The organism is Anaeromicropila herbilytica (assembly GCF_016591975.1).
GTDB lineage: Bacteria > Bacillota > Clostridia > Lachnospirales > Lachnospiraceae > Anaeromicropila > Anaeromicropila herbilytica.
In genome coordinates this window covers 178,495-205,000 of the sequence record NZ_AP024169.1, presented here as the reverse complement: position 1 = coordinate 205,000, position 26,506 = coordinate 178,495, and the positions used below count along the sequence as shown (strand labels likewise).

19 protein-coding genes (1 of these 19 cut by a window edge) are annotated in these 26,506 nt (G+C 33.0%); 5 read left to right on the top strand and 14 right to left on the bottom strand.

Features of this window, described 5'->3' with window-relative positions; all coding sequences use genetic code 11:
• From bsdtb5_RS00820 to bsdtb5_RS00805, 4 genes are all read right to left on the bottom strand, one after another.
• A protein-coding gene (locus bsdtb5_RS00820) for a glycoside hydrolase family 2 TIM barrel-domain containing protein (RefSeq protein ID WP_271714165.1) crosses the window boundary here: on the bottom strand, positions 1-1,928 show its 5' portion. The gene continues 1,540 nt to the left of window position 1, outside the view; the window shows 1,928 of its 3,468 coding nt (coding positions 1-1,928); its start codon is at positions 1,926-1,928; its stop codon lies off the left edge, out of view.
• A 586-nt stretch (positions 1,929-2,514) separates the two neighbouring features.
• A complete protein-coding gene (locus bsdtb5_RS00815; protein ID WP_271714164.1) occupies positions 2,515-3,297 on the bottom strand; it encodes a CvpA family protein in 783 nt (260 codons plus the stop codon).
• Positions 3,294-4,544 (bottom strand): DUF5711 family protein, encoded by a 1,251-nt coding sequence (locus bsdtb5_RS00810; RefSeq protein WP_271714163.1) that lies wholly within the window; start codon positions 4,542-4,544, stop codon positions 3,294-3,296. The genes bsdtb5_RS00815 and bsdtb5_RS00810 overlap by 4 nt, the downstream gene beginning before the upstream one ends.
• A gap of 297 nt (positions 4,545-4,841) precedes the next feature.
• On the bottom strand, positions 4,842-6,161 hold the full coding sequence (locus bsdtb5_RS00805; RefSeq protein WP_271714162.1) for a LysM peptidoglycan-binding domain-containing protein: 1,320 nt from the start codon (positions 6,159-6,161) through the stop codon (positions 4,842-4,844).
• 634 nt (positions 6,162-6,795) lie between these two features.
• Between bsdtb5_RS00805 and yyaC the strand changes: the two genes are divergently transcribed.
• Positions 6,796-7,455 (top strand): spore protease YyaC, encoded by a 660-nt coding sequence (gene yyaC / locus bsdtb5_RS00800; RefSeq protein WP_271714161.1) that lies wholly within the window; start codon positions 6,796-6,798, stop codon positions 7,453-7,455.
• Positions 7,456-7,735: 280 nt separating this feature from the next.
• Here yyaC and bsdtb5_RS00795 read toward each other — a convergent pair whose 3' ends face one another.
• The gene (locus bsdtb5_RS00795) at positions 7,736-8,569 is read right to left on the bottom strand and encodes a methyl-accepting chemotaxis protein (RefSeq protein ID WP_271714160.1); all 834 of its coding nucleotides are present in this window, start codon (positions 8,567-8,569) and stop codon (positions 7,736-7,738) included.
• A 392-nt stretch (positions 8,570-8,961) separates the two neighbouring features.
• Between bsdtb5_RS00795 and bsdtb5_RS00790 the strand changes: the two genes are divergently transcribed.
• A complete protein-coding gene (locus tag bsdtb5_RS00790; RefSeq protein ID WP_271714159.1) occupies positions 8,962-10,347 on the top strand; it encodes a polysaccharide pyruvyl transferase family protein in 1,386 nt (461 codons plus the stop codon).
• Positions 10,348-10,400: 53 nt separating this feature from the next.
• On the opposite strand, the gene bsdtb5_RS00785 is transcribed toward bsdtb5_RS00790, so the two are convergent.
• The 8 genes from bsdtb5_RS00785 to bsdtb5_RS00750 form a co-directional block, all read right to left on the bottom strand.
• Positions 10,401-10,883 (bottom strand): GNAT family N-acetyltransferase, encoded by a 483-nt coding sequence (locus bsdtb5_RS00785; protein ID WP_271714158.1) that lies wholly within the window; start codon positions 10,881-10,883, stop codon positions 10,401-10,403.
• Positions 10,884-11,026: 143 nt separating this feature from the next.
• Complete coding sequence (locus bsdtb5_RS00780; RefSeq protein WP_271714157.1) at positions 11,027-11,431, bottom strand: NUDIX hydrolase; 405 nt, start codon at positions 11,429-11,431, stop codon at positions 11,027-11,029.
• A gap of 224 nt (positions 11,432-11,655) precedes the next feature.
• Positions 11,656-14,103 (bottom strand): glycogen/starch/alpha-glucan phosphorylase, encoded by a 2,448-nt coding sequence (locus tag bsdtb5_RS00775; RefSeq protein ID WP_271714156.1) that lies wholly within the window; start codon positions 14,101-14,103, stop codon positions 11,656-11,658.
• 32 nt (positions 14,104-14,135) lie between these two features.
• A complete protein-coding gene (locus bsdtb5_RS00770) occupies positions 14,136-14,876 on the bottom strand; it encodes a hypothetical protein (protein WP_271714155.1) in 741 nt (246 codons plus the stop codon).
• A 258-nt stretch (positions 14,877-15,134) separates the two neighbouring features.
• Complete coding sequence (locus bsdtb5_RS00765; protein WP_330611871.1) at positions 15,135-17,588, bottom strand: glycogen/starch/alpha-glucan phosphorylase; 2,454 nt, start codon at positions 17,586-17,588, stop codon at positions 15,135-15,137.
• Positions 17,589-18,449: 861 nt separating this feature from the next.
• Positions 18,450-18,692: a hypothetical protein gene (locus bsdtb5_RS00760; protein ID WP_271714154.1), complete on the bottom strand. Its 243-nt coding sequence runs from the start codon at positions 18,690-18,692 to the stop codon at positions 18,450-18,452.
• 4 nt (positions 18,693-18,696) lie between these two features.
• Positions 18,697-19,764, bottom strand: a complete 1,068-nt coding sequence (gene rsgA, locus bsdtb5_RS00755; protein ID WP_271714153.1) for a ribosome small subunit-dependent GTPase A — start codon at positions 19,762-19,764, stop codon at positions 18,697-18,699.
• 587 nt (positions 19,765-20,351) lie between these two features.
• A complete protein-coding gene (locus bsdtb5_RS00750; RefSeq protein ID WP_271714152.1) occupies positions 20,352-22,595 on the bottom strand; it encodes a DNA topoisomerase III in 2,244 nt (747 codons plus the stop codon).
• A gap of 611 nt (positions 22,596-23,206) precedes the next feature.
• Here bsdtb5_RS00750 and bsdtb5_RS00745 point away from each other — a divergent pair.
• Together bsdtb5_RS00745 and bsdtb5_RS00740 are read left to right on the top strand one after the other, a co-directional pair.
• Positions 23,207-23,332 carry a hypothetical protein gene (locus bsdtb5_RS00745; protein WP_271714151.1) on the top strand — a complete coding sequence of 42 codons (126 nt, stop codon included), beginning with the start codon at positions 23,207-23,209 and terminating at the stop codon, positions 23,330-23,332.
• Between the two features lie 495 nt (positions 23,333-23,827).
• Positions 23,828-23,989: a hypothetical protein gene (locus bsdtb5_RS00740; RefSeq protein WP_271714150.1), complete on the top strand. Its 162-nt coding sequence runs from the start codon at positions 23,828-23,830 to the stop codon at positions 23,987-23,989.
• On the opposite strand, the gene bsdtb5_RS00735 is transcribed toward bsdtb5_RS00740, so the two are convergent.
• Positions 23,990-24,904, bottom strand: a complete 915-nt coding sequence (locus bsdtb5_RS00735) for a helix-turn-helix domain-containing protein (protein WP_271714149.1) — start codon at positions 24,902-24,904, stop codon at positions 23,990-23,992.
• A gap of 283 nt (positions 24,905-25,187) precedes the next feature.
• Between bsdtb5_RS00735 and bsdtb5_RS00730 the strand changes: the two genes are divergently transcribed.
• Positions 25,188-26,312, top strand: a complete 1,125-nt coding sequence (locus tag bsdtb5_RS00730) for an aldo/keto reductase (protein ID WP_271714148.1) — start codon at positions 25,188-25,190, stop codon at positions 26,310-26,312.
• Positions 26,313-26,506: the final 194 nt, after the last annotated feature.

The window sequence follows — 26,506 nt, the reverse complement described above, 5'->3', positions numbered from 1 at the left end:
TATGCCTTTACCTCTAATGTGCCTTGTGCATATCTGACTTTCCATTCACCATGTAATACCTGACCATTCTTATGATCAATTACTTGCTTACCTAGGGATTCTCCATTAAAGAACAATTCAACCTCTGGTGCATTGGTATATGCAAAGATATCAATTGTTTGCCCAATATTAAAATCCCAATATGGTAGTAAATGTACCATTGGATGAGTCTTATAGTTAGTCCACTCTGCTTGATACATATAATAAATATCTTTTGGAATACCCGCTGTATCAACTAAACCAAAATAGGAGTTTTTCGTTGAGTAAGGTGTTGGCTCACCAATATAATCAAAGCCTGTCCATACAAATTGTCCTGCACAGAATTTACGATCACGGTCTATAATCCATGGTTGTTCCGCATTCTTACCGCCCCAGCCCACAGCACTGTTATCTAAACTAGAACATTGCATATCGTCATGAGTTAAGATAGGAGTATGTGCTGGGAAATGATAGATTCCACGACTTTTAACCGTTGAAGTAGTCTCACTTCCATAGATAATCCAATCTGGATATTTTTCATGGTGTTCATCATATAAGTATTCACCATAGTTATAACCAGAATGTTTTAATTCATCCGCTACTTTCTGAGCATTCTCCCATGCAATATAGTTTGATCCAATGGTAACAATGGCATTTTCATTATAATCATGTTCTAATACATGACTTTTTAGAATCTTTGTAATTTCTAGACCTCTTGGACCTGCATGCGTGTCATGAATCTCATTACCAATACTCCATAGAATAAGACTTGGGTGATTACGATCACGTCTTACCCAACTCGCTACATCAATTCCACAAGTATCATTGAAGAATCTCGCATTATCATATTCTGTCTTTGGCAATTCCCACATATCAAAAGCTTCGGAATCTACAAGTAAACCTATTTTGTCGCATAGTTCCATTACTTCAACTGCAGGCATATTATGAGAAGTACGAATTGCGTTTGCTCCCATATCCTTCATCATTCTAAGCTGTCTCTCTAGTGCAACTACGTTCATTGCTGATCCAAGCGCTCCTAGGTCGTGATGTAAGCACACTCCGTGAAGTTTCATATATTCCCCATTTAAGAAGAAACCTTCATCTGGATCAAAAGCTATTGTTCGGAATCCAAATCTGGTTGTTACTTCATCTATTACTTGATCTTCCAATACTAGTTGCAACTTGAAGGAATAACGGTAGCATGTATATAAATCCCAAAGAATAGGGTTATTTACATTCATATCAAAATGATATGTTGTTGTCGCTTTATCTAATAATACAGTACCTTCTTTTTCAGCTACCACATTCTGATCTACATCTAATATAGTTGCTAAGTAAGTAATATCTTTACTACCTTCTGTTTGTAGGCTACTCTCTACTGTTGCATCATATATCTCCGCCTGAACCTTAACATTTCCACCTTGACCATCTGTTGTTAAGTAGATAGAATCCTCTACAACGCGTACTTCATCTGTTGTAATGAGCCATACATTACGGTAAATACCAGCGCCTGAATACCATCTTGAATTTGGTGATTCGTGCTTTACTCGTACCATGATTGTATTGATACCTTTAGTTATGTAATCGGTTACATCGTAACAGAAACTAGAATAGCCATAGGTCCAAGTACCAACTTCCTTATCATTTATATAGATTGTAGAATTCATATACACACCTTCAAAGTATAGTTGAATTCTTTGTTTTTCTTTACTTTCTACTGCAAAACTTTTCTTATACCAACCTTCTCCAGTTTCATATAGATTCTCGGTATCATAGATTAGCCAATCATGAGGAAGTTCTACCTCTCTCCATTCTACCTTGCTCCCATTGATATCAGAAAGGCTTGTACCAATGCTTTGTTTTGTAAACTTCCATCCATCATTAAATAGTTTCTTTCTTGTTGCTTCCATAAGAACTCCTTTCTTTTAAATAGACTATTAGGATTAGAGTGTCAAAAGCCTTACTTTAGTTTACTGAGTGTATATTGCTGTATAATTATTAATTTTGGCTACCTTTCCTTCCAACATTATATTTTTTACAAGCCCCAAAACAAGCAAAAATACTCACTCACGTTCCTATTTTTACCTTGAGTCTTGACAAAATATAAACAATGTTTTCAGCCGGACTACGCCAATATTAATAATTATACAACAATAAACACAATTTAGGTTGAGAAAGGCTTTTGACACTCTAATCCTGTTAGGTAATTCCAAAACTATTACTACGTTAGATATTCGCAATTACCTATACCTTACCATACAAGATATCTCAATTCATTGATTACTTATCACCGATTCATATAAGAGTGAAAGAAAATTGATTTCACCCTTGCAAGCAAGTGAAATCACTACACTAAATTATGAACAATAAAATAAGTCATTCATGTGATGATATCTTCATATTAAATCATTGGTTGCAGATACGCAACCCGATATTATTCACACAAATGACCTTACTTTTTTTACATTTTATATTAAATTTCGAGTGTTTGAGAAATTAAAATAATACTTTCGCAATATTAGTGATTGCGTTCAACAATAAGTTGTTGTTATAAATACTACTTAATATAGCACTTTCATTAATCAACTTAAATAATTCTTGTCCAATTTGGCTTGTACTAAATGCAGTTAATACGATACACAATACCCATATAACGGCAAGTCCCTGGAGCAAACCAACTAATAAGCCTGCAGTTTTATTTAGACCATTCAGTATTGGTAACTTGCTTATAATATCTAGCACTTTTGATAATACAAAGAATATTATTTTTATAATTAGAAACGTTATAAAAAATGAAAATGCATTAATTGCAATAACAGTTAAATAACCACTTACGTAGCCCTCGAAACTATTAATTGCTAATGCTTTATATACTTCTGAATTATTGTTCTCGATCAAAGCATCTTTTAATGTCCCTGGAAGTGTGAGTTGTTCAATCTGACCTTTCTCATCTGTTTCATCTAGTGACTTCTGCTTTTGTTGCTTTTGTTTTATTTGCTGTTTTCCCTCTTTATCTACTGTCTTCTTACTATCACTATTCTTATCTTCCTTTTGTTGCTCCGATAGCTTTAATCCTTCTGCTATCTTTTCATTTACTGTATTATATATTTTTTCATTGCTTTGTATCGTCTTACTAATATATGGGCTGATTACTATACTAAGTACAAGTGATAACACAATAGAGAATATTGCAAACACCGTCTTAATAAAGCCATCGTGTCTTCCTTTTATAGCGTAACCTGCCAAAACTAGGATTACTGCGCCTAAAAGCCAATTCATTTCTTCGCCTCCACTAATTTTATTTTTTGGATTTCTTTATTATTAATTAGAATATATTTGTTAAAATTATTAATTGGATATAAATAAGAAACTGGTTGTTTGAATGTATAGTTAAATCTTATTTTACCTTTCAGACTCATAATAATTGCCTGTAAATCCGAATGGAATATTATCTCTTTACCAGATATCATGACATCATCATACTCAAAATTGATTGGCTTGTTTAAAATCTTCTTTCCTTTAAGATCATATACTATAGCACGATACTTCTGATCTCCATCATAATTATTTACAATGAATCCAACATATGAATCATTTGAGAATATACTCTTAATTTCTGTCTTAAATGTATCTGTAAATACTAGATCCGGTTTTTCCTTCATTGTGTAGACCGCAAATTTGTTATCACCATAAGCACATATGGTATTATTGTCTAAGAACTCAACTTCTGGAACTATTGTCTTCTCATATGGAATTCCTCCAACAAGATTGTCTACTAGATTCTTACCAACTTCTGAGAAATTATAAAAAGCTAGATCTGTTTTTACAACTCCATTTTTTATATTTAAGTAACTAGTAACTAATTTGGTTCCATCATTGGATAATGCTATATCCAATGGGTATCCTGAGTTCTCTACATGAAATTCTTGCTCAACTAAAGGATCTTGCTTTGGCTTAGTGGAATCATATAGATTAATATAGCTTACATCATTATCCGTTAACAATGCTGCAACCACTCCTTGCTTTGATACTTCGACCTGCGTAATTGGTAAGAGCATCTGCAATTTGTTCTGATCACCTTTCTCATTCACAGTATAGATATCATTACCACCAATATCTGCTACTGCTACATATCCTTCACAGATGGAGGCCTTAGGGTTCTTCATCTCATATGTTCCATTCCATAATAGATTGCCATCTGTATCAATTGCACTCACACCATCTCGACTATACTTTAATAAATCTTTCTGGTATGGCATATATTGAACCGTATTGCTATCCTTTCTTAATACAGAATTCATTACTTTATAACTATTAAAATCTCGGTTAAAATACCAAATTACAAAAAAGATTACGAACAGAGTAACTGCTACTGCTGTTGTAATTCGTATGGTCTTTACTTTACGGCGATGCCTTTCTATCTTTATCTCATAACTGGTTTTAGAGCCTTTCTCTATTACAGTTGCCATTACATTCACACCTTTACTATAATCTAATACGGTTAGAGTTTCAAAATCCTTATTCAAGTATATCCCGTGTATATCGCTGTATAATTATCAATACACACAATTTAAACTAAGAAAGGCTTTTAACACTCCAAATCCTAATACACAGATTATACCTTATTTTTCTTTCAAAGACACTATAATTTTTATATTAAACAATTAAAGTTAGAACGAAGGCATTAAATATAGCAATCGAAATTAATACAAAATGAAAAAGAATCACTCATAACATGAATAATTCTTTTTCATTAACACTTTCTAATATAAATAAATTTCAAAACTTTATCCTTCATTATCTTCTAGAGAAATCTACCTTCCTTAAGGCAACATTAATTTCTGTCCAATGATGATATGGTCTTGATCTTCGATATTATTTGTTTTCATAATTTTATTTACATAATTGACAGTATGATAGAATTTTAAGCTAATAGTAACCAAGGTATCACCTTTTTGTACTATATAGTATTGACTGGACTTTTCAGCACTTCCATCCTTCGATTCCGGAATCGTCTTATTCTCCTTGGATGCTTGTGAATCCTTCTTTTTCGTCTGCTTTTGTGTATCTTTGGCAGTGTTGGCATCTTTACTTTTTTCATTATTTGACGTAGCGGCATTCTTATCTTTTGAATCATTGGTTACTTTATTAGAATCCTCTTTTTTAGTATCGTTTTGTGAATCACTACTATTTTCATCTTTTTTAACTTCTGATGAATCATCCTCCTTAGCCACATCACTCTTAGCATTATTAGACAATACATCTGTAGCCTCGCTATTACTATCTATATCGGTGTCCTCTGCATTTTGATCTTCTGACGACAGATTACCTTCTACCTTTTCCACTGTGGTTACATCGTCCTTCTTACCATCCTCACTATCTTTACCAGCATTATTACTTATTCTCTTAACAGAATTCTGTAAATCAGTTAACTTATCGTAGTTCTGAAACATAGTAGCTGCTATAACCAGCACAACTACCACAAATACAGTACTTACACCATACAATAGTTTTACTGCCCTTTTACTCTCTACTTCTTCCTTTTTCCCTTCGATTACCTGTCTTATTTCTTTCGTTGCTTTGTCTTCATAGTCTTCTTCCGTACTTTTACCGCCTTGACGATCTATCATGTAATTCTGCATTTCTTCGTTTCTTTCATAATAGATATAATAACCTTCTTGCTTTTTGAGATTATTTCCTTCATTAAGAAAAAAAGCTTCCTCTTGATCGATGCTATCATACATGAACAGAACTTTATCTTGCCCAACAAAGTTATCTTTATGAGTCTTTAATACCTTGTCATCAATCTCTAGCGTTAAACCGGCTCCTCCTATGTACCAGCCGACTACTTCAATATCAGTAAAATATTTTTTTATGGAATCATAGATACTTGTCCATATATCATTGGTAAAATTGATGTTTTCCCCATAGACCATATCTTTGATTTCCACTGCTCCATTGATAAATATATTTCTACTTCCATCTATTTTTGCATAACTGCCTAATAAAACAGCAAAGGAATAATTACCATATTCTTGTTTAACGAGCTGTTTCGTAAAAGTTATCACATAGTCTTCTACGTAGATTTTTCTGTTTCCCCCTACCTGTCCAATCTGTCTAATGTTTTTTGGTAACTTGTACATACTTGTAACTCCTCCGTTCCATAAGCTATCCAATCTAACATTTCATCCAACACAAACGAACAAATAAAGTTCCTCTGTTGGTATGAAACTACTTAGAATTGTCACTATTTTCTTGGAAGTATCTTAGCATATGGATTTTAAAGAATTTGTCAAATTCATTTCACCGTACCAAAAACATTTCTATCTTTTATCTCTTTATTTATTATTTTGAATGATTTTTCATGCTTGTTTGTATCTATTTTTAAAATATATGATTAATCCTAGATTTTTTTGTAGATGAAAACCACGTTTAATTCTATCCTTTTCATCATAAGATGTAGATGAATTTCCATATAGTATAGATAAAAACTGAAAATACTTATTAAATCTTCTTATGGATATTTGTTAATTACATTTATTTTACCTAAATAGTTAGGAGGTGCGCTTAATTAATCACACATTAAATATAATACACATTTGTTACAATTAGTTGCCTGTTCCAATCTAAAAAATTAAATAATATTAAAGCAGCATTTTACAAGAGTAATACTAACATAACAATGTCCACATAATTACGCTGATCTTTTATAGAAATATGACTATTTAATTTTTTTCTGGTAATACTGTAATTATTAGAAAAATATGGGGTGTTTTAATGAATTGTGTTATGAATGGAAACAAGAAGATTTATTATTTTAATTCGAATGATAGTTTCTCTACCTTCGAGTTCAGTAAAGTATTATCTAAATTAATTACAAAGCAAACATATGAAAGCCAAACCATTGTATTCTTATGCATTGGATCAGATCGTGCTACTGGTGATTGCCTTGGTCCAATGATTGGTTATAAATTATCCAAACTCCAAAAGAAAAAGTTCATTATATATGGTACCTTAGAAAATCCTATTCATGCTAAAAATCTTGCCGAGACAATTATCGAGATAAAAGCAAAATATAAAAATTCCTTTGTAATTGCTATTGATGCTTCTCTTGGTAAGAGTTCTCATGTTGGATACATTACAATTGGAGAAGGTTCTTTAAGACCTGGTGCAGGTGTTGATAAAGATCTACCATCTGTGGGTGATATTTTTATTACTGGTATTGTAAATCTATCAGGTTTACTTGATAATATGCTGTTACAAACCACTAGGTTGAATGTTGTAATGACACTTGCAGATTATATCTTCTTAGGTATTCATTATTGTATTTATCAATTAGAAAAAGAGTGTACACCTATGTCAAGCACAGTGATAACAACTCCTAATCTAAAAACAAAAGGAACACGAAAAGTGAAAGAACTAGAAGCAATTGACTAAAGAAGATTACAAAAGCCTTATTTTAGTTTACTGAATGTATATTAGAAAAGGCTTTTTTTTCTATTTATTAAGCATTTTATTAACTATTTATTTATAGTTTATACTTTTATTATACCTTTATATTCTTTTTAGTATTTGTACATATTCTATTCACATCTATTACGTATAATAATACTTGCAAGAGATTTTCATATATTTGAAATACTCCCCCCCTCTCATTAACCAATAGAAAGAGCTGTTGCTAGTGATTTTTCAATCAATAGTAACAGCTCTTTTGTGTTTATAATACTTTTGCCAAATCTTCTAGAATATGTGCTGTAGAATTTAGTTCCTGTATGGATGCTAAGATTTGTTCTAGCGTTGCCGCTTGAGACTGATGCACTTGATTGGACTCTGTAATCTCATTTGTTATTTTATTTATGGATGATTCCACTGTTTTTAAAACAGAATCAATTTTTTTAACTGATTCACTAGTGGAACTTGATAGATTACGAATCTCACTTGCAACTACTGCAAAACCTTTTCCACTTTCTCCAGCTCTTGCAGCTTCAATCGCAGCGTTTAGTCCAAGTAAATTCGTTTGAGATGCAATCCCTTGAATAAAACCTAATATTTCATTCGTATCACTTGTACTCTTTTGTGTATCCTTTGCATTATTCAATAGATTCGAATTCATACCATTAACTTCTTGCAAGTTATTAGACAACTCACTAATTGCTGTAGATATCTGTTGAAGTGCTTCTGTTAACTTTTCTGCTGTAGAAATCACTTCATTTCTTCGTGCAAGACTTTTCCCAACTACAAAGACGCCAATCACTTCACTACCATCTTTAATTGGAATTGCATATGATTTGAAAGGAACTCCATATACTTCTTTTGGTACATCTTTAATCAAAGTTTCACCCGTTCTAAGTGCCTGAATAACCGCTCCACCTTCTGGTATAGAATCCCCTTCTTTTAAATTTAACACAAGCTCTTTTCCTTGTTGTACCTTAAGATATTTTCCTTTATCTGTTATTCCAAATGCTATATCCTCACTAAAAAGTACTAAGATATAAGGAATCACCTTATTTATTGAATTAATCAATTCATTTTCCGATATACGTTCTTCCATAACTTTCCTCCCCTATGTTATAAAAAAATTATAGACCATATTTCGACGCTAGTCAACAAACTCTATTATTATATAAAGAATCAAAAAAATAATTTTGAATCTTCTCTTTCACACTTTGTACACAAAAATCTATTATAATAAATTTATAAAGTTTACAACAATAAACTTTTTCATACTCCCTTTTTAGAACAGATGAGCATTTTATTATGCCTCATCTGTTCTTTTTTTATGCAATTATATAAGAATTATATCATCATATTTATATCACATTTCCTTGCTAGCATTATTTCATTGAATAAGGTCAAAAATCTTTTGACTCATTTCTATACCAACAAATAGGTCTATAGAAGACTTCTATATCCTATAAACTTATTGGAAAGGTGAAAAATTAAATGAAACGTATTCTTATTCGAGCTGGCATGTCACCAATAGACAATTTTGACCCAGTTCATATTATATTAAACAACTCAATTGGTGGAAACGTGGGCAATCTTATTTACGCATATAGTATTTTTAGAACTCTAACTACACCGGATACTATTTTGGAACCCAATTACTATAAAATCGATCCTAATAGTTCTAATGAAATTAACGAAAAATATGATGCTTTTGTCATACCACTTGCAGATGCTTTTCGTGAAGATTTTATTCCAGAATTAAGAAAATACACTAAATTAATTAATAAATTGAGCATACCTGTTTACGTTATTGGAGTAGGATTAAAAGCTCCTTTTGAACCCAAAATTAGCTCTGGATTTTCTTTTGATGAAGATGTGAAAGAATTTGTCACTGCTGTATTAGAGCATTCTAATATTATTGGAGTTCGAGGACAGATTACTTCTGACTATCTTACACATCTAGGCTTTAGGGAAGGAATTGACCATATGGTAATTGGATGTCCTTCTATGTACACGTTCGGTCCTAAGCTTACGATTAGAGACACTACCATTACCAAAGACTCCAAAGTAAGCATCAACAACTCGAAGTTATCTCCGAATAATGTATTAGACTTTATTAAAAGAAGTACAAAAGAATTTTCAGACTATTACTTTATACCTCAATGGATGAAGGAATTAAAATTATCCTATTTCGGTTATCCATCTATTAATAATATGAAATCCAATTATCCCTGTCAGATAACAGATGAAATATATCAAGAAGGACGGGTTAGATTCTTTCATAACCTGCCAACCTGGGTAGAGTTTTTGAAAACTGTAGATCTAAGCTTTGGCGCTCGTCTTCACGGGAACATTACTTCTACTATAGCTGGCACTCCAAGTATCATTATACCAAAGGATGCTAGAATGAGAGAACTAGCCATGTATCATAACCTAACACATGTTATGGCTAATGAAATTAATGATTCTACAAGCATCTGGGACCTTATTGAAAAAGCTGATTTTAAAAGTCCCATGGAAGTGCAAGCACGTAATTTTGCAAACTATATTGATTTCCTTAACATGAATCATATTGATCATATCTACAAAGAATGTTTAACACCAAGCATAGTTCCTTTGGATGAGCAATTGAAAACAATTGAATATGTTCCCCCAACCATTCCTATTACTTCTCTTAGCCAAGAGGAAGCCCTTTTACGCTTGGAGAAATATCATTTAGCGACTGATACACTTATTGAAAATCAGAAAAATACAATCTATTCTATAAATAGAAAATTAAATACTGTTCATAAACAATTAGAGAAAGAAGAGGCTTTATTAAATCGAAGATCTGTAAAACTAGCCTTGTCTTTTGCAAACAAAATAAATCGAATAAAGTGATAAAACCCCAAAAAGAAAAAGGTAACTACATGAAAGTGCAGTTACCTTTTTTATTATACTAACTTATCGAAAATAATTGACTTATCTCCATTATCATATACTCTTTCTCTATTGGGTTCGAACCCACATTTTACTGTATAAAAATATATATTTCTCTTTGAATATTCCGGTGTTTCTACGATCCATTTTTTCACCTGACGGTATGTATTCTCAATATCCCTCCATACATTTGTTCCTATTCCTAACTGTTTGTATTTTGGCGACAGCGCAATCATTTCAATTTCATATGTATCTGTTGTTATAGGGCTCAGTACATATAGTCCAATAATCTCATTTTGATAGATTATCTTTCTATTAATCATATTCCGATCAGAGCACAGCCGTCTTACAAGCGTTCCATCATTATATCCCCTTGGCCCATCTTCTAGTAAGCTCGTATGCATCTTAGTATCATCATTAAAAGCTTCTGTCATAATCTTAGTTAAGGTGGCATAATCAAACTCATTAATCTCTTGATATTTCAAATTATGCATCATTGTAATCACTACTTTCTATTATTATATATTCTATTTCTATCACTATTTTATTCCAAAGTGTTATATGTAGATACCTTTATTTATTAACTTTTGCTGCCGAAATAAAAATATTTAGCATTAATTCAATCCCTCACTGTAATAAACTAAAGAATATCTGACATTTTAAGTATCTCAACCATGTGACCTATATTGCCTTCCCCTGCAAATATATTCATATCAAAAAAATTATGATTAAAATCCAACCAATGAAGAGAATGTTTTTCCTCCCTTAAGACAATCTCTTTATTTAATACTCCTACATATACTTCCATTCGGATCTCCTGAATATGCCATACATAGTCAATAAATGGCCTTATAACAGTATCTTTTCTTGTTATTCCCGTTTCTTCCTCTAATTCTCGATAAGCAGCATCCAAGGATTGCTCCCCTTCTTCAATCTTACCTCCAACAAAATTGTAGAGCCCAAGATAAGGATCGCAAGCCCTTTTGCAAAATAAGATTCTATCCTTTTGTTGATTTAATATGATAATACAATTGTAATTTTTCATTTGATTATTCCTTTTATTTCTTTCATTTTACTGTTCCATTTATATTATTGTAGTTTTCTATCATTCTATATATTAAACATTCTAATGATCTTATCTTCATAATTCAATAGAGAATGTAAAAAAGAGAGGACAATTAAGCTATGATTCCTCCTGTTAAGCAGACAGGAAAATTGCCCGACTACCTACCAAACTGGTTAATTGTCGGGCAACTCATATTATATATCCTAGAGTGTTACTTTCTCTAGCTTCCAAATATCCTTTACATATTCTTCAATGGTTCTATCCGAACTAAATTTACCGCAATTAGCTACATTTAAGATGGCTGTTTTTGCCCACCATGATTTATCTTTATATGCTTCTTGCACTTTTCTTTGAGCTTCTACATAACTTCTAAAGTCTTTTAAGATAAAATATTGATCTGCTCTATCTAATTGATAACTATCGAGTAACGAATTATAGATATCTTGAAATGCATCATGATTGATTGGATCATAATATCCCTCAATCATATGCTTCATAATGGATTGAACTCCCATATCATGATCATAGATCTCCCTTGGATTATAGCCTCCATGCAACTCATAATGAATAACCTCATCGGCTGTCAACCCAAAGATAAATGTGTTTTCAACTCCAACTTCTTCTGCAATCTCTACATTTGCTCCATCTAGTGTTCCAAGCGTTAATGCTCCGTTTAGCATAAATTTCATGTTACCTGTACCAGACGCTTCTTTACTTGCAGTAGATATTTGTTCTGATACATCTGCTGCAGCAAATATCATCTCTGCATTCGACACACGATAATTCTCAATAAATACCACCTTAATCTTGTTATTAATTGATTTATCATTATTGATTACATCACCAACACTATTAATTAACTTGATAATTGCCTTTGCCCTATGATACCCTGCACTAGCTTTAGCACCAAAAATAAAGGTTCGTGGAACTATATCCATATTAGGATTCTTCTTTAATTCTTCATATAAATACATCACGTGCATAATATTTAGCAATTGTCTCTTATATTCATGTAGGCGCTTCACTTGTACATCAAAGATAGAATTTGGATCAATCTCAGGTCCATTATGAAGTTTAATATATTCTGCAAGTCGAACTTTATTCTGGTATTTAATCTCCATGAATTCTCTTTGACTTTTTGGATCTTTAGCAAACTCTTCAAGATTCTTCATATGTTGTAGATTAGTTATCCATTTGTCTCCAATCCTACTCGTTACAAAAGAAGAAAGTAGTGGGTTTCCATGTAGCAAGAATCTCCTTTGCGTTATTCCATTCGTCTTATTGTTAAATTTGTCTGGTGTCATTTCATAAAAATCTCTCAATTGCTGCTTCTTAAGAATATCTGTGTGAAGTTCTGCAACACCATTGACCGAGAAACTTCCCACAATTGCCAGATTAGCCATTCGAATATGCCCATTATATATAATAGCCATTTTTTCAATCTTATTAGGATCTCCATTATATTGAACTTTTATATTCATAAGAAAACGCCGATTAATCTCTTCTATTAGTTGATAGATTCTAGGCAATAATTTTGAAAACAAATCAATAGGCCACTTTTCAAGGGCTTCTGACATAATTGTATGATTCGTATAGGCACAAGAATGCGTTGTAATCTCCCAAGCTTCTTCCCATGAAAGATTATAATCATCTAGGAGAATTCTCATTAATTCTGCCACCGTAACTGATGGATGGGTATCATTCATTTGAAATACAACTTTTTCAGGAAGTTTGTGAATGTCTTCATGCTTCTCCATATATTTAAGAACAGCCCTTTGAATACTCGCTGATACAAAAAAATACTGTTGCTTTAATCTCAGTTCTTTACCAGCATAATGGCTGTCATTAGGATATAATACTTCACAAATCGATCTTGCAAGGTTCTGATCCTCTACTGCTTTTTGATAATCTCCTTTGTCAAAAGAGTCTAGGTTGAAATGATTCGTTGCTTCAGCATCCCAGATTCTTAAGGTATTTACAATATGATTACCATACCCAACAATTGGAAGATCATATGGTACTGCCCTAACAGAGGAATAATTCTCCTGAATATATTTCTCTCTACCTAATTCATCTTTCGTAATTCGAACATATCCTCCAAATTTTACAATTACCGATAGGTCATCTTGTTTCATTTCAAATGGATAACCATTCTTTAACCAATCATCTGGTACCTCAATCTGGAATCCATTTTCGATTACTTGCTTAAACATGCCGTATTTATAACGAATTCCACACCCAACTGCAGCATATCCTAATGTAGATAGTGAATCCAAAAAACAGGCCGCTAATCTTCCTAGTCCTCCGTTTCCTAGTGCTGGATCTGGCTCTTCCTCTTCAATGTCTTCTAACTTTATCCCAATTTCCTCTAAAACAGTATTAACTACTTTATCCAATTTTAAAGAGATGATGTTATTTCCTAATGCTCGTCCTAGTAGAAATTCCATAGACAAATAATATACTGTTTTCACGTCTTTCTCTTCAAATGCTCTATGAGTTGACATCCATTGATCAATTATGACGTCTTTAATGGAGTAAGATAATGCCTGATAGATCTGCATTCTAGACGCCTCGGATACTTCTTTTCGATATAAAATTTTTAAATACTCTTCAATACTGTGTCTTAATTCGTCTTTATTTAGAACTTTCATAGAATCCCCTCCAAAAAATATATTTTTGACCTTTAAACAAGTATTTTTCTCTGCTCTTGGCTTAAGTATTCACATTCATTACACCATTTTACACAATTTTGAATTAAATTTTTGGAAACCCAATGATATTTCTTAAGTAATTCCTCCTTGGCAAATTCATTACTCTTACAATCAATTAAGAGATTTCTACAATCTATAAAAAGTTCCCACATTTTCTGTTCTTCAATATACTGAGTCCACCAATTAAGATGTGGTACAAACTCTTTTCGAAACTTAGATTCTAGTAAACCCACCTCATTATACTGTAACGTTTCATCCAACAGGTCATATAGATTACCATGCAAATGTTCGGGTATTCCAGCATGATTTATTAATACCCCAAATAATCCATTAAAATGCTTGGTATCAATATTAAAAGTAGCAATCCCATACTCTATAAGAGTGTCCTTTAATAATTCCATAACAAATCTAGTGTGATGCTGAGGCAGATTATTATACACTTTTCTTAAGAAATATATATTTCCCATAATCTCTTGCTCTTTCTTTATCTTAAATACACAAGCAGTTAGTAATGATAGTTTATATGTTTCATAAGTAGATAGATCAACAGCAAATCTTCTTAATCCCTTTACTTTATAGGATAAACACTCAAGGTCATCCATTGATAAATCGAGATCGCCAATAATTCGAAAATCATGATAAGAATGAAAACATTGTTTTTCGAGACAATTTTCTATCTCATATAATGACATATTAGCATCTAATATATTCATGTATTACCTCCTGCATAATCCAAGTCTTCCAATACAGTTCATTATATTTATCTGTCTGTACAGTATTGCATAATCCTTATCTTATTTTAACAAATATTTCTTATTATGTGCTAAAAAATTTTTATTATTCACATTATTCGCTCAAATTTGCTTTTATATTTAAGAACCCAGTCAAATTTGACTGGGTTCTTAACCATAATATATTTTTTTATTCTATGTAGTAAGCAATCTAACTCGCGATACTACATTTTTATCTCACTACAATTCCACTGTCACTTTTTCCAGTTTCCAAATATCTTCTACATATTCCTCGATGGTTCGATCGGAACTAAACTTACCACTATTTGCAACGTTCAGTATGGCTGCTTTTGCCCACCATTCTGGGTTCCTATATGCCATCTCTACTTTTTGCTGTGCCTCTACATAACTTCTAAAATCCTTTAAGATAAAAAACTGATCAGCTCTTTCCCCACCAAAGTTATCCAGCAAGGAGTTATGAACTTCTCGGAAAAGATCTAGATTCACTGGAGCATAATATCCATCGATCATATGCGTCATAATTGTTCGGATTCCAAGGTCTTGATTATAAATATCTTTTGGATTGTAGCCACCTTCTAGTTCGTACTTAATGACTTCGTCTGAGGATAAGCCGAAGATAAAAGCATTTTCTAATCCAACTTCTTCTACAATCTCCACATTGGCACCATCCATTGTTCCAAGAGTAATTGCACCATTAAGCATAAACTTCATGTTACCTGTTCCAGATGCTTCTTTGCTTGCTGTCGATATCTGTTCGGATACATCTGCTGCTGCAAATATCATCTCTGCATTTGATACTCGGTAATTCTCAATAAATACAACTTTTATCTTTCCGCCAATTGTTTTATCATTATTTACCACTTCTCCAACGCTGTTTATCAATTTGATAATCGCTTTCGCTCTTCGGTATCCTGCGCTTGCTTTGGCTCCAAAGATAAAAGTTCTTGGAACAATATCCATCCTTGGATTCTTCTTAAGCTCCTCATATAGATACATAACATGCATTATGTTTAACAATTGCCTTTTATATTCATGGAGTCTCTTTACCTGTACGTCAAAGATAGAGTTTGGATCTACTTCTATTTTATTATGTTGTTTTATATATTCTGCTAGACGCACCTTATTCTGATACTTAATATCCATGAACTCCTTTTGGCAGATTGGATCAAGCGCATAAGTCTCTAGCTTTTTCATATGTTCTAGATGGGTAATCCACTCACTACCAATCTTACTCGTCACCCAATTGGCTAGCAACGGATTACCATGAAGTAGGAATCTTCTTTGCGTAATTCCATTGGTTTTATTATTGAATTTCTCTGGCGTTAGCTCATAAAAATCTTTTAGCTGTTGATTCTTAAGAATCTCAGTATGAAGCTTAGCAACACCATTTACTGAAAAACTTCCTACGATTGCGAGATTAGCCATCCTGATCTGTCCATTATAGATGATTGCCATCTTCTCAACTTTTTTAAAATTACAATGATACTTTTCATGAATCAGGTTCATAAATCTACGATTAATTTCTTCAACAATCTGATAAATTCTTGGAAGTAATTTTGCAAACAAATCAATTGGCCATTTTTCGAGTGCTTCTGACATTATGGTATGGTTGGTATAAGCGCAGGTTTTGGTTGTAACCTCCCATGCTTCATCCCATGATAAATCATAATCATCTAATAGAATTCTCATAAGTTCTGCGACTGTCACTGATGGATGCGTATCATTAAGTTGAAAGATTACCTTTTCAGGAAGTTGCCTGATATCCTCATGCTTTTCCATATATTTTAGTACCGCTCTTTGGACACTTGCAGATACAAAGAAATATTGTTGTTTTAACCGTAGCTCTTTTCCTGCATAATGATTATCGTTTGGATAAAGTACTTCACAGATGGACCTTGCAAGGTTCTGCTGTTCGACTGCTTTTAGATAATCTCCTTTATCGAAGGAATCCAGATTAAAGTGATCAATTGCCTCTGCATCCCAGATTCTCAAAGAGTTTACGACATGATTACTATACCCTACAATAGGGAGATCATATGGAACTGCTCTTACTGGTGAATAATTCTCTTGAATATACTTTTCCCTTCCATTCTCATCCTTGGTCATTCTTACATAACCGCCGAATTTCACAATAACTGCTGCTTCTTCTTGCTTCATTTCAAATGGATTACCATCCCTTAACCAATCATCTGGTACTTCCATCTGATATCCATTTTCGATCTTTTGCTCGAACATTCCATATTTATATCGAATTCCGCAACCGATTACTGGATAACCTAAGGTAGATAGTGATTCCAAAAAACAAGCGGCAAGTCTTCCAAGCCCTCCATTACCTAGTGCTGGATCAGGCTCTTCTTCTTCAACATCTTCAAGCTTTAGTCCTAATTCTCTTAACGTCTCTTCCACTACTTTATTCGTTTTTAAGTTAATTATATTATTTCCTAAAGCCCTACCCATTAAAAACTCCATCGATAGATAGTATACGGTTTTTACGTCTTCCTCTTCGTATACTCTATGCGTCTCCATCCATTGTTCAATGATTAGATCTTTTACGGAATAAGCCACCGCTTGAAAGATTTGTTTCTTCGATGCTTCAGATACTCCTTTACGATACAATACCTTTACATAATCCTCTATGCTTCTTTTCAATTCATCCTTACTATATGCTTGCATAATCTAACCTCCTTAAACTAATCCTCGTTTTTGGATAAAAGTATTTAGGTTATCGGCACTCTGAATAGCCGATAATCGATGTGCAATAATAAAGCAAGTTTTTTCATCTATCAATTTTCTCATTATGTCTCGTAGCTGGATTGCGGTTCTTGTATCCATATTAGAAGTAGTTAGAGCATGGCTATCCTCTCGGAAAGTACTTAATATAAGAGTGAATCTAGGCGGTCTTCGCTACTCCCCGCTTCTTCTTTAGTGTATTTTCCTTAGTAACTCCATTAATAGGGCCTATAATTTTAAAGTAAAAGACTTGGTACGCTATGTCTTATACTGATATTCTATGAAACAAATACTGGATTGCTCCAAAAACACAAATCAAAGTTAAAGATAAATTATTAATAATAACCTTCGGTCCAACAATTGATCCGTAATAGTCTCGTTATAATATACATCTACTGCTATTAAATTGGGTTTATGAAGTGTCTCCATAATGTCCTCTACAATATATATGATAAAAATGCTGACATCACATAAAATATACTTATGATAAGAGCATAATAATATATTTAATTAAAATATACTTTATTAAAATCTATTTTACCTTTTCCAGGCTCATTGCTTTAATTCATACCTGGTATATAGGACCTACTAACGTAAATACGTTACTTTGCATTACTTTTCCTCTTTCGTCAAATTACTCAAGATTATCACCACCCATCTGTGATATAAATATATGATTATATGTATCAGTGACTTGTTTTAGTACTTCATTGGACACATCTAATGATTGTTAATCGTCTATCACAAGAATGTGTCCACATTTATAAACCCAAATCAAATTTTTCTTAATTTTGTTCTAATTTCTTATTTTTTTTCGTTTCCATGCTTGAAATTACCCGTGATCTTTGCCATGATTAATTGTTTTTCAAAATCATCTGCAATGCTAATTTTCTCTAGGAACTTGATACCTTCTTTTGCATTTAGCATTTTCACTTCTTTTTGATGCCAATATACAATAATTTTTTTGTTCTTGCATAGTTTATAAGAAAATACATTTCCTTTTAGTACATCTCTTTTATCAATATTTTTCGATTCTTGACTCTCCATATATTTATTTTCCTTTCTTCTTTATCTTCATTGTTTGCTTTGACATCCTTGCTTTTCGCTCCATAAATCTTGCTTCTCTTTTTAATTTCAGATAACTCTTCCATCGCTTCATGGTTAGATTTCCATTCTCCAGTGCTTCCTTTACTGCACATCCGGGCTCACTATCATGATTACAATTAGAGAACTTACACATTCTTGTAATATCTTCTACATCCGAAAAAGTTTCTGATACTCCATCATTTGCATTCCAGATTCCCAATGTTCTCATTCCCGGTGTATCAATAATGATGCGATTATTTGGTAATAGGATCAATTGTCTATGGGTAGTTGTATGCCTTCCTCTACTGTCAATTTCTCTAATCTCATTTGTCTCCATAACCTCTTCACCTGCTAAGGCATTGACTAACGAAGACTTACCAATTCCAGAGGAACCTAAGAAGACAACAGTCTTTCCTGGCTTAATATAATCTAGTACTTCTTCTAACCCTTCTCCCGTCACTGAGCTAATTGGAAATATATCAACTCCAGGTGCTATACTTTCCACCTGCTCCACATAGTCTTCTACTTCCTCGCATAGATCTGCCTTCGTTAGTATTACTACAGGACTTCCACCGCTTTCCCAAGCTACCGTCAAATATCTCTCTAACTTAGCTAGATTAAAGTCAAAATTAAGCGATTCCATTAAGAAAACGTAATCAAAGTTCGTTGCCACGACTTGCTCTCCCATTCCAAGCGTGGGGTTGGCTCTAGAAAAGAAAGATTTCCTATCAAGTAATCGATAAATAATATCTTCGCCACCTTGATTCTTCTGAATCATGACGAAATCTCCTATCGCAGGATACTCTACTGACGTATTTTCTGCATAGAAATTGGCTCCTTTTAATCTAGCTGTTGACTGTCCATAACTGGATACTACTTTAAATACTTCACGGTGAATCTCAATTACCCTAGCTGGAATTAGATTCTTATTCTTATCTTCCTCTGTTATCTGTTTCTCGAAAAAGGTGGTAAATCCGTATTGAGATAAGTCTGTTATCTCCGCTTCCTTTTCTATTGCATGTTCTATATTCATTGAAACACTCTCCTTTGGTTCTATTCTCTTAATAATCTGTTTATTCATTTTGATGTTGCCTTTCTAATTTGTTGTTTCTTATTTGTTGTTTCTTTGTTCCTTACTTGTTTCTTCCTTGTTCCTACCTTCGGTATTAAGTAAAGGCTTCCGTTCATTCTTTTATTGTTTTTTCACCAAATAGCTTGTAGAGAATTCCTTTCAATAGTAATATGACTATATTTTTGCGCACAAAAAAAACACGCCTTAAGACGTGTTCATTTTTTAAAATGAATGGGATACTTGTTCTCATTATCCCATTTTATATCATAATCACGAAAGGTTTCTTTACTGCAAGGAAAAGAGCCATAGAGGCTTCTATTCACCTGCCAATATGCAGTTTAATCTAAAATCACCATATTCTTAACTGTCATAACTACACCTCTCCTTTCGGATTAAATTTGTTTTGTTTACGTTGTAATATATGATACACTATCATACATATTACATATTAAAGCAAAGACCAGTATATGTCAATCCAATATTTTACATATTCATTCAGTCTTATTACAATATAAGTTATACTAGCCTATTTCTTTCTTGAATCACTTTTACTTATCCTCTAGATTTATCTTAGCAAAAGCTTGTGCAAAGGCATTATTAATTGGTTCATTTGCCTCTTTTTTCTGCTGATTCATAAATTTTTGAACGTCTTTTTTCGTAACTCCTGCACCTTCTTTTTTACGTCTTTCTTGAAATACAGTTAGTTTCTCTTTACGACCGCAGGCACACACAAAGATCTGGGCATCACCTTTCCCTCTTAGTTCCATCTTCTTATGGCAGACTGGGCATCTTGCATTACTAGTTCTGGCAATGGTTTCTCTATGCCCACATTCACGGTCTTGGCATACTAGCATCTTGCTATTCTTACCATTTACAAGCAACATTCTCTTTCCACAGTCAGGACATTTCGTATTTGTTAGGTTATCATGACGGAACGTTCCTGTTCCTACTTTGATCTCTTCTACGAGCTCTTTCGTATAGGATTCCATTTCCTTCATTAACTGTCCCTTCCCTAGGCTACCTTTTGCTATCTTTGATAGCTTCATCTCTAACTGTGCGGTTAACTCAGGCTTTTTCAGTTCTTCTGGAACTAACTCCAAGAGTTGCTTACCTTTGGAAGTAATAAAGATATCTCTGCCCCTTTTCTCCATTAAAAAGCTTCCAAATAATTTTTCTATAATATCTGCTCTCGTTGCAACAGTACCTAAACCACCTGTTTCTCCTAAGGTCTTTACGAGTTCTTTATCTCTTTGTTCTAAGAAATTAACTGGATTCTCCATTGCAGACAGAAGAGTTGCCTCGTTAAATGGAGCTGGTGGCTTTGTCTTACCTTCTTTGATCGTGAATGCAATGTCTTTTAACAGTTCATCTTTCTTAATCTCTGGGAGTCTTTGATCTTGTAACTGGTTTCCTTGTTCTTCTGATGCTCCATGGTGATAGCCATTTCCCATGGAGCCATTATCATCGTACTCTTCTTCCTTTTGATTGTCGTAGATTTCCTTATATCCAAACGATTTAATGATCTTTCCACTAGCTATGAATTCTTCTGATTCCACCTGGGCGGTAACCGTTACTTGTTCATACTCACATGGTGGGTAAAGAACTGCTAAGAATCTCTTCACTACCAGATCATAGATCTTTCTCTCGTCATTACTCATGTTATCAAGGTTCACATACTGTTCGGTTGGTATAATTGCGTGATGATCACTTACCTTACTGTTATCCACGAAAGAAGAGTTTGCTATAATCGGCTTATTTACTATCTTCGCAGTAAACTTCTTATACGGACCTACGCTAATTGATTCTAAACGTTCTTTCAAGGTACCCACAATATCTGTGGTAAGATATCTTGAATCTGTTCTAGGATAAGTAAGTACTTTATGATTCTCGTATAACCTTTGCATGATATTTAACGTCTCTTTTGCTGAGAAGTTATACTTTTGATTCGCATCCCTTTGAAGCTCTGTTAAGTCGTATAATCCCTTAGAATAAGACTTTTTCAATGTAGTCTTTAATTCTGTGATTACTCCGTTCTTACCTGTTACAATCTTTAATGTAGATTCTATCTCTGCTTTATCAAATGTAGTATAAGCTTTTGTTTTCTTATTTCTTAACTGAAGGGTTATTCCATTCACTCTACCAATTAGGGAATAGTAAGGAACTGGCTTAAAGCTCTTAATCTCTTCCTCTCTCTTTGCAATCATGGCTAAGGTTGGTGTCTGAACACGACCACAGGATAAGCTTGCGTTATATTTACAGGTAAGAGCTCTTGTAGCATTCATTCCTACAATCCAATCCGACTCTGCTCTTGCTACTGCTGCCTGATATAAATTCTCATATTCTCTACCATCTTTTAAATGTGCAAATCCTTCTCTGATTGCCTTGTCTGTAACCGATGAGATCCATAGACGCTTAACTGGTTTGCGATTCTTCGCCTTTTCTAAGATCCAACGTGCCACTAGTTCCCCTTCACGTCCTGCGTCAGTTGCTATAATTATCTCTGATACATCATTTCTCTGAATCTGAGCTTTTACTCCTTGGTATTGCTTACTGGTCTGCTTAATTACCACTAGCTCAAATCTCTGTGGTAACATTGGAAGGTGCTCCATCTTCCATTCCTTATATTTATCATCGTAGCTCTCTGGATCCGCTAATGTTACTAAGTGCCCCAATCCCCAAGTTACAATGTAGCGTTCTCCTTCAATTGCTCCATTTATCTTCTTGGAACATTTTAATACCTTGGCAATATCTCTTGCCACGGAGGGTTTTTCTGCTATTACTAATGATTTCATCTATAACTCCTAACTGCCTATTATGGCCTTGTCTATTCTAATCTAAGTATGAACATTCTTTCTAGTTGGTATGATTCTATGAAACATTTTAGCAGAGTTTAAGTATATTTTCTATAAAATGCAAGGATTTATAGAAAAAGTGTCGTAATTGAATTTCGCAGTTCATAAGATTAGTGAATACTTGATAAATTCAGAGTTAGGTTATCGAAATTACCATGATTGAAACTTTTACATCTTACGTTCCATTGACTCATTTGGAAGTTACTAATGTTTAATAACTTTGAAAAAACAGATATAAAAAGTTCAAACTCCTCACTTTGTTCGTCAAACAGTGAACTTTTTATATCTAATTCAAAGTGATTTAACATAAGTAACTTCACAAATGAGTCAAAGTCCGGGCGATGTAAAAGTTTCAATCATGGCAATTAATATACTGTATTGACTGAATTTTTCAAGTATAATATAGGTTTTGAAACTGCGAAGGTTAATACCATATTATTATAAAGCAGAAGAGAGAAAGGATATATGAAAAGTTCTCTCATTATGCTATAATTATCCATATAATGAGTGTTTTTATTTTATAATGTTTCGGAAGAAGGGAGATTATTAGCATGAAAAAGATGACAAAATCAATCCTTGCAGTTGTAGCCTTTGGCTTCTTAATTGTAATTGGCAACTGGCCTGGTAATGGCGTTAAGGATGAATGGGATAATCTAGTGAAGTGGTCAAAGAAATAAGATATGTTTAAGAAAATAATCTTTTAGAATCAAATTTTTTATTAATAGAGCGTTAGAAAAATAGGCATCGAGTATCGATGCCTATTTTATAGAGATGATTTAAATTAAAAAGGAGCGTTCTTACAATCTTCTCTTTTGTAAATTAGAATATACTATCTATAAACAAGATGCACTCCATACTTTAAATAATAGTCTAATACTCCTAGCACTAATGATTGCAATATCTTCTAGTTTCTCTGCCTTCTTCCCTAAAACAGAAATTGAATACATCACTCATTATTGCTCCCTTCCAATATAATAGTCCTATTCCCTAGTGTTTAAAGCACAACCATCATCAAGTTATATTCATATTATAAAGTATATATTCTCAAAAGACCATGAGGTCTCAGGAAAATTTTAATTAATTACAATAAATTTTCCTGAGACTTCATGGTCTTTTAAAAAGTTATATGGTAATATAAAAATGTTTTTACTAATAGAAAAGGAGATGTTTTTATGAAAAAACAAGTTAAAAAGGTTATTCTTTCAGCTCTTACATTAGGATTATTAGCAATACCAACCTTAACTCTAAGTAATACAGCATCTATAGCACCTAACTCCACTACTCATCCTATTGAACTTCATTATCCTCTACCTGATATTGAAATTACCAATTAATTATAGTTCTAGATTTAAGTTAAGATTCTCTTTTGCAAATGCTACTACATTGGAAGCATACTCTGTATTCTGTTGAGCAAGGAATATATAGTATGCTTGTTTTATACAGTCAATACTTTCTTCTCTTCTATCTAATTCGTATAAATTATATCCTTTATTATATATAATTTCACCATAGCATCTTAGCTTTCCATGTTTGTTACATACCTCGACCCCTTTATTGCATATATCAATTGCCTCTTCATATCTTTTCTCTAATCCAAGCCATTTTGATAAATTGTATAGTATAAGTGGTAACTTTTCCACTTTACTCTTGGTATCTATGTATCTATCTTCTATGTAATCAATTAATTCATACATTAATTTAATTGCCTCTTCTTTATTATCTAAATTATAATACGCTAACGCAATGTTATTAATTATCATTATATCTTCATCCGTCAATAAATAGTTGCTAAGTCTATTCACATTAAAATTGGGAATTGTTATTTTAATTGCTTGAAGAAATAGATCTAAGACATGTTCCAGACTCTCACCGTTGTTCTTATCGATAATTGCCTTTATATATAAGATAAATTGAATATTTAATACCTCTTTTTTATCAACTAGTTTTTCGAATTCCATCAGTATTTTTCTCGCTTCCTCATACTGTCTAACTGACATAAAGAGCGTAATTCTATGCTTCATTTCCTGAATATCAAAGTCCCTCTCACTAACAAAGGAATAATAAATGTCTCCTGTCTTTCCCATTCTTTGCATTAATGCATCGAAATTTGCTTTTGTTGGCACCTGCAAATTATTCTCTATTTTTGACAATGAACCGACCGAACATATTCCATCTGAGAGCTGCTCTTGAGTAATCTTTAATCCTAGCCTTGTTTTTCTTATAACATCTCCAACTTTAAAAGTATTCATTTCTATCACCTCAATATATTTGTAAAACGTACTTTGATATTACATACTTTTTTATTAATACAACCAATCGATTCCCAATACAAACGCTTATTTGATATACTTTTATTAAGCCTGCTAATTTAACTTATTTTAGCACGCTAGCATATATTAGTAAATCATTTGTAATGTTCTTTTTGCTGAATTCATCCTTACTCTTTACAATATCTGATCACTTTTAATACCTACCTTTTTCTGTTATAATAGGATTATTATTAATTACGCTTACTTTTGAAAGGAGTACCCAATGAGATACAGAAAATTCGGTAATACAGGCTTAGAGATATCTGCACTTGGATTCGGCGCAATGAGACTTCCTATCCTACAAACAGCAAATGGTAACGAAATCAACGAAGAGGAAGCAATTAAGATGATTCGTCTTGCAATTGATAACGGGGTTAATTATGTTGACACTGCATATCCTTATCATGGCGGAAAGAGTGAGATCCTTGTTGGAAAAGCTCTAAAAGACGGTTACCGTGACCAAACTTATCTAGCAACCAAATCTCCTGTATGGGCAATCAAAAAACCAGAAGATTTTGATCGATTATTAGACGAACAACTTGAAAAACTTGATGTAGAATATATTGATTTCTACCTACTTCATGCGCTTAGTTTAGATCGTTGGAATGATACTGTATTAAAATATGATCTACTTTCTAGAATGGAACAGGCAAAAGCAGACGGTAAGATCCGTTATATCGGCTTCTCTTTCCATGATGAATACGAAGCTTTCGAGACAATCTTAAATGGATATGATAAATGGGATTTCTGTCAGATTCAATTGAATTACATTAATACGGACTATCAAGCAGGTCTAAAAGGCTTTAGAAATGCTGCTGAAAAAGGACTTGGTGTAATCATTATGGAACCATTATTAGGTGGTAAACTAGCTATTCCTCCAAAGGGTGTTCAAGATGTATTATCAAAGGACAAGACTCCTGTAGAATGGTCTCTTGATTACTTATGGAATATGGAAGAAGTAAGTCTCTTATTAAGTGGTATGAGCGATATGACTCAGACAATGGACAATCTATCTTATGCAGATCGTTCTTCCATTGGTATGTTAACACCAAATGACATTAAAATGCTTGAACATGCAAAAGTTGTATTTGATACGATGGCCCTAGTACCTTGTACCAAATGTGCTTACTGTATGCCATGTCCTTTCGGACTTGACATTCCAAAGACATTTGAAGCTTATAATACAACTGCTTCTGTTAATATGGAGAAAGCTTCTGAACTCTATACTGAGATTGAGACAAAAGCAGATGCCTGTCGCAAATGTAAAGCATGTGAGAAAGAATGTCCTCAACATATTAAGATTAGTGAGTTAATGCCTACGATTCATGAGGTATTTCAGACGAAATAATTTTAAGTAGAGAAGGCCATTAACTATTAGGTAAAATACACTTAGATATGATTTTCTTAAACAAAGATAGCCTCATTATTTAGATTTTTCTTCTAACCTAAATAATGGGGCTATCTTACTATTGTACCACTAAGTACATTCAAAAACTTACTTATTTCTTCTATATTATCTAAATAGAACTTTTAAATAACATT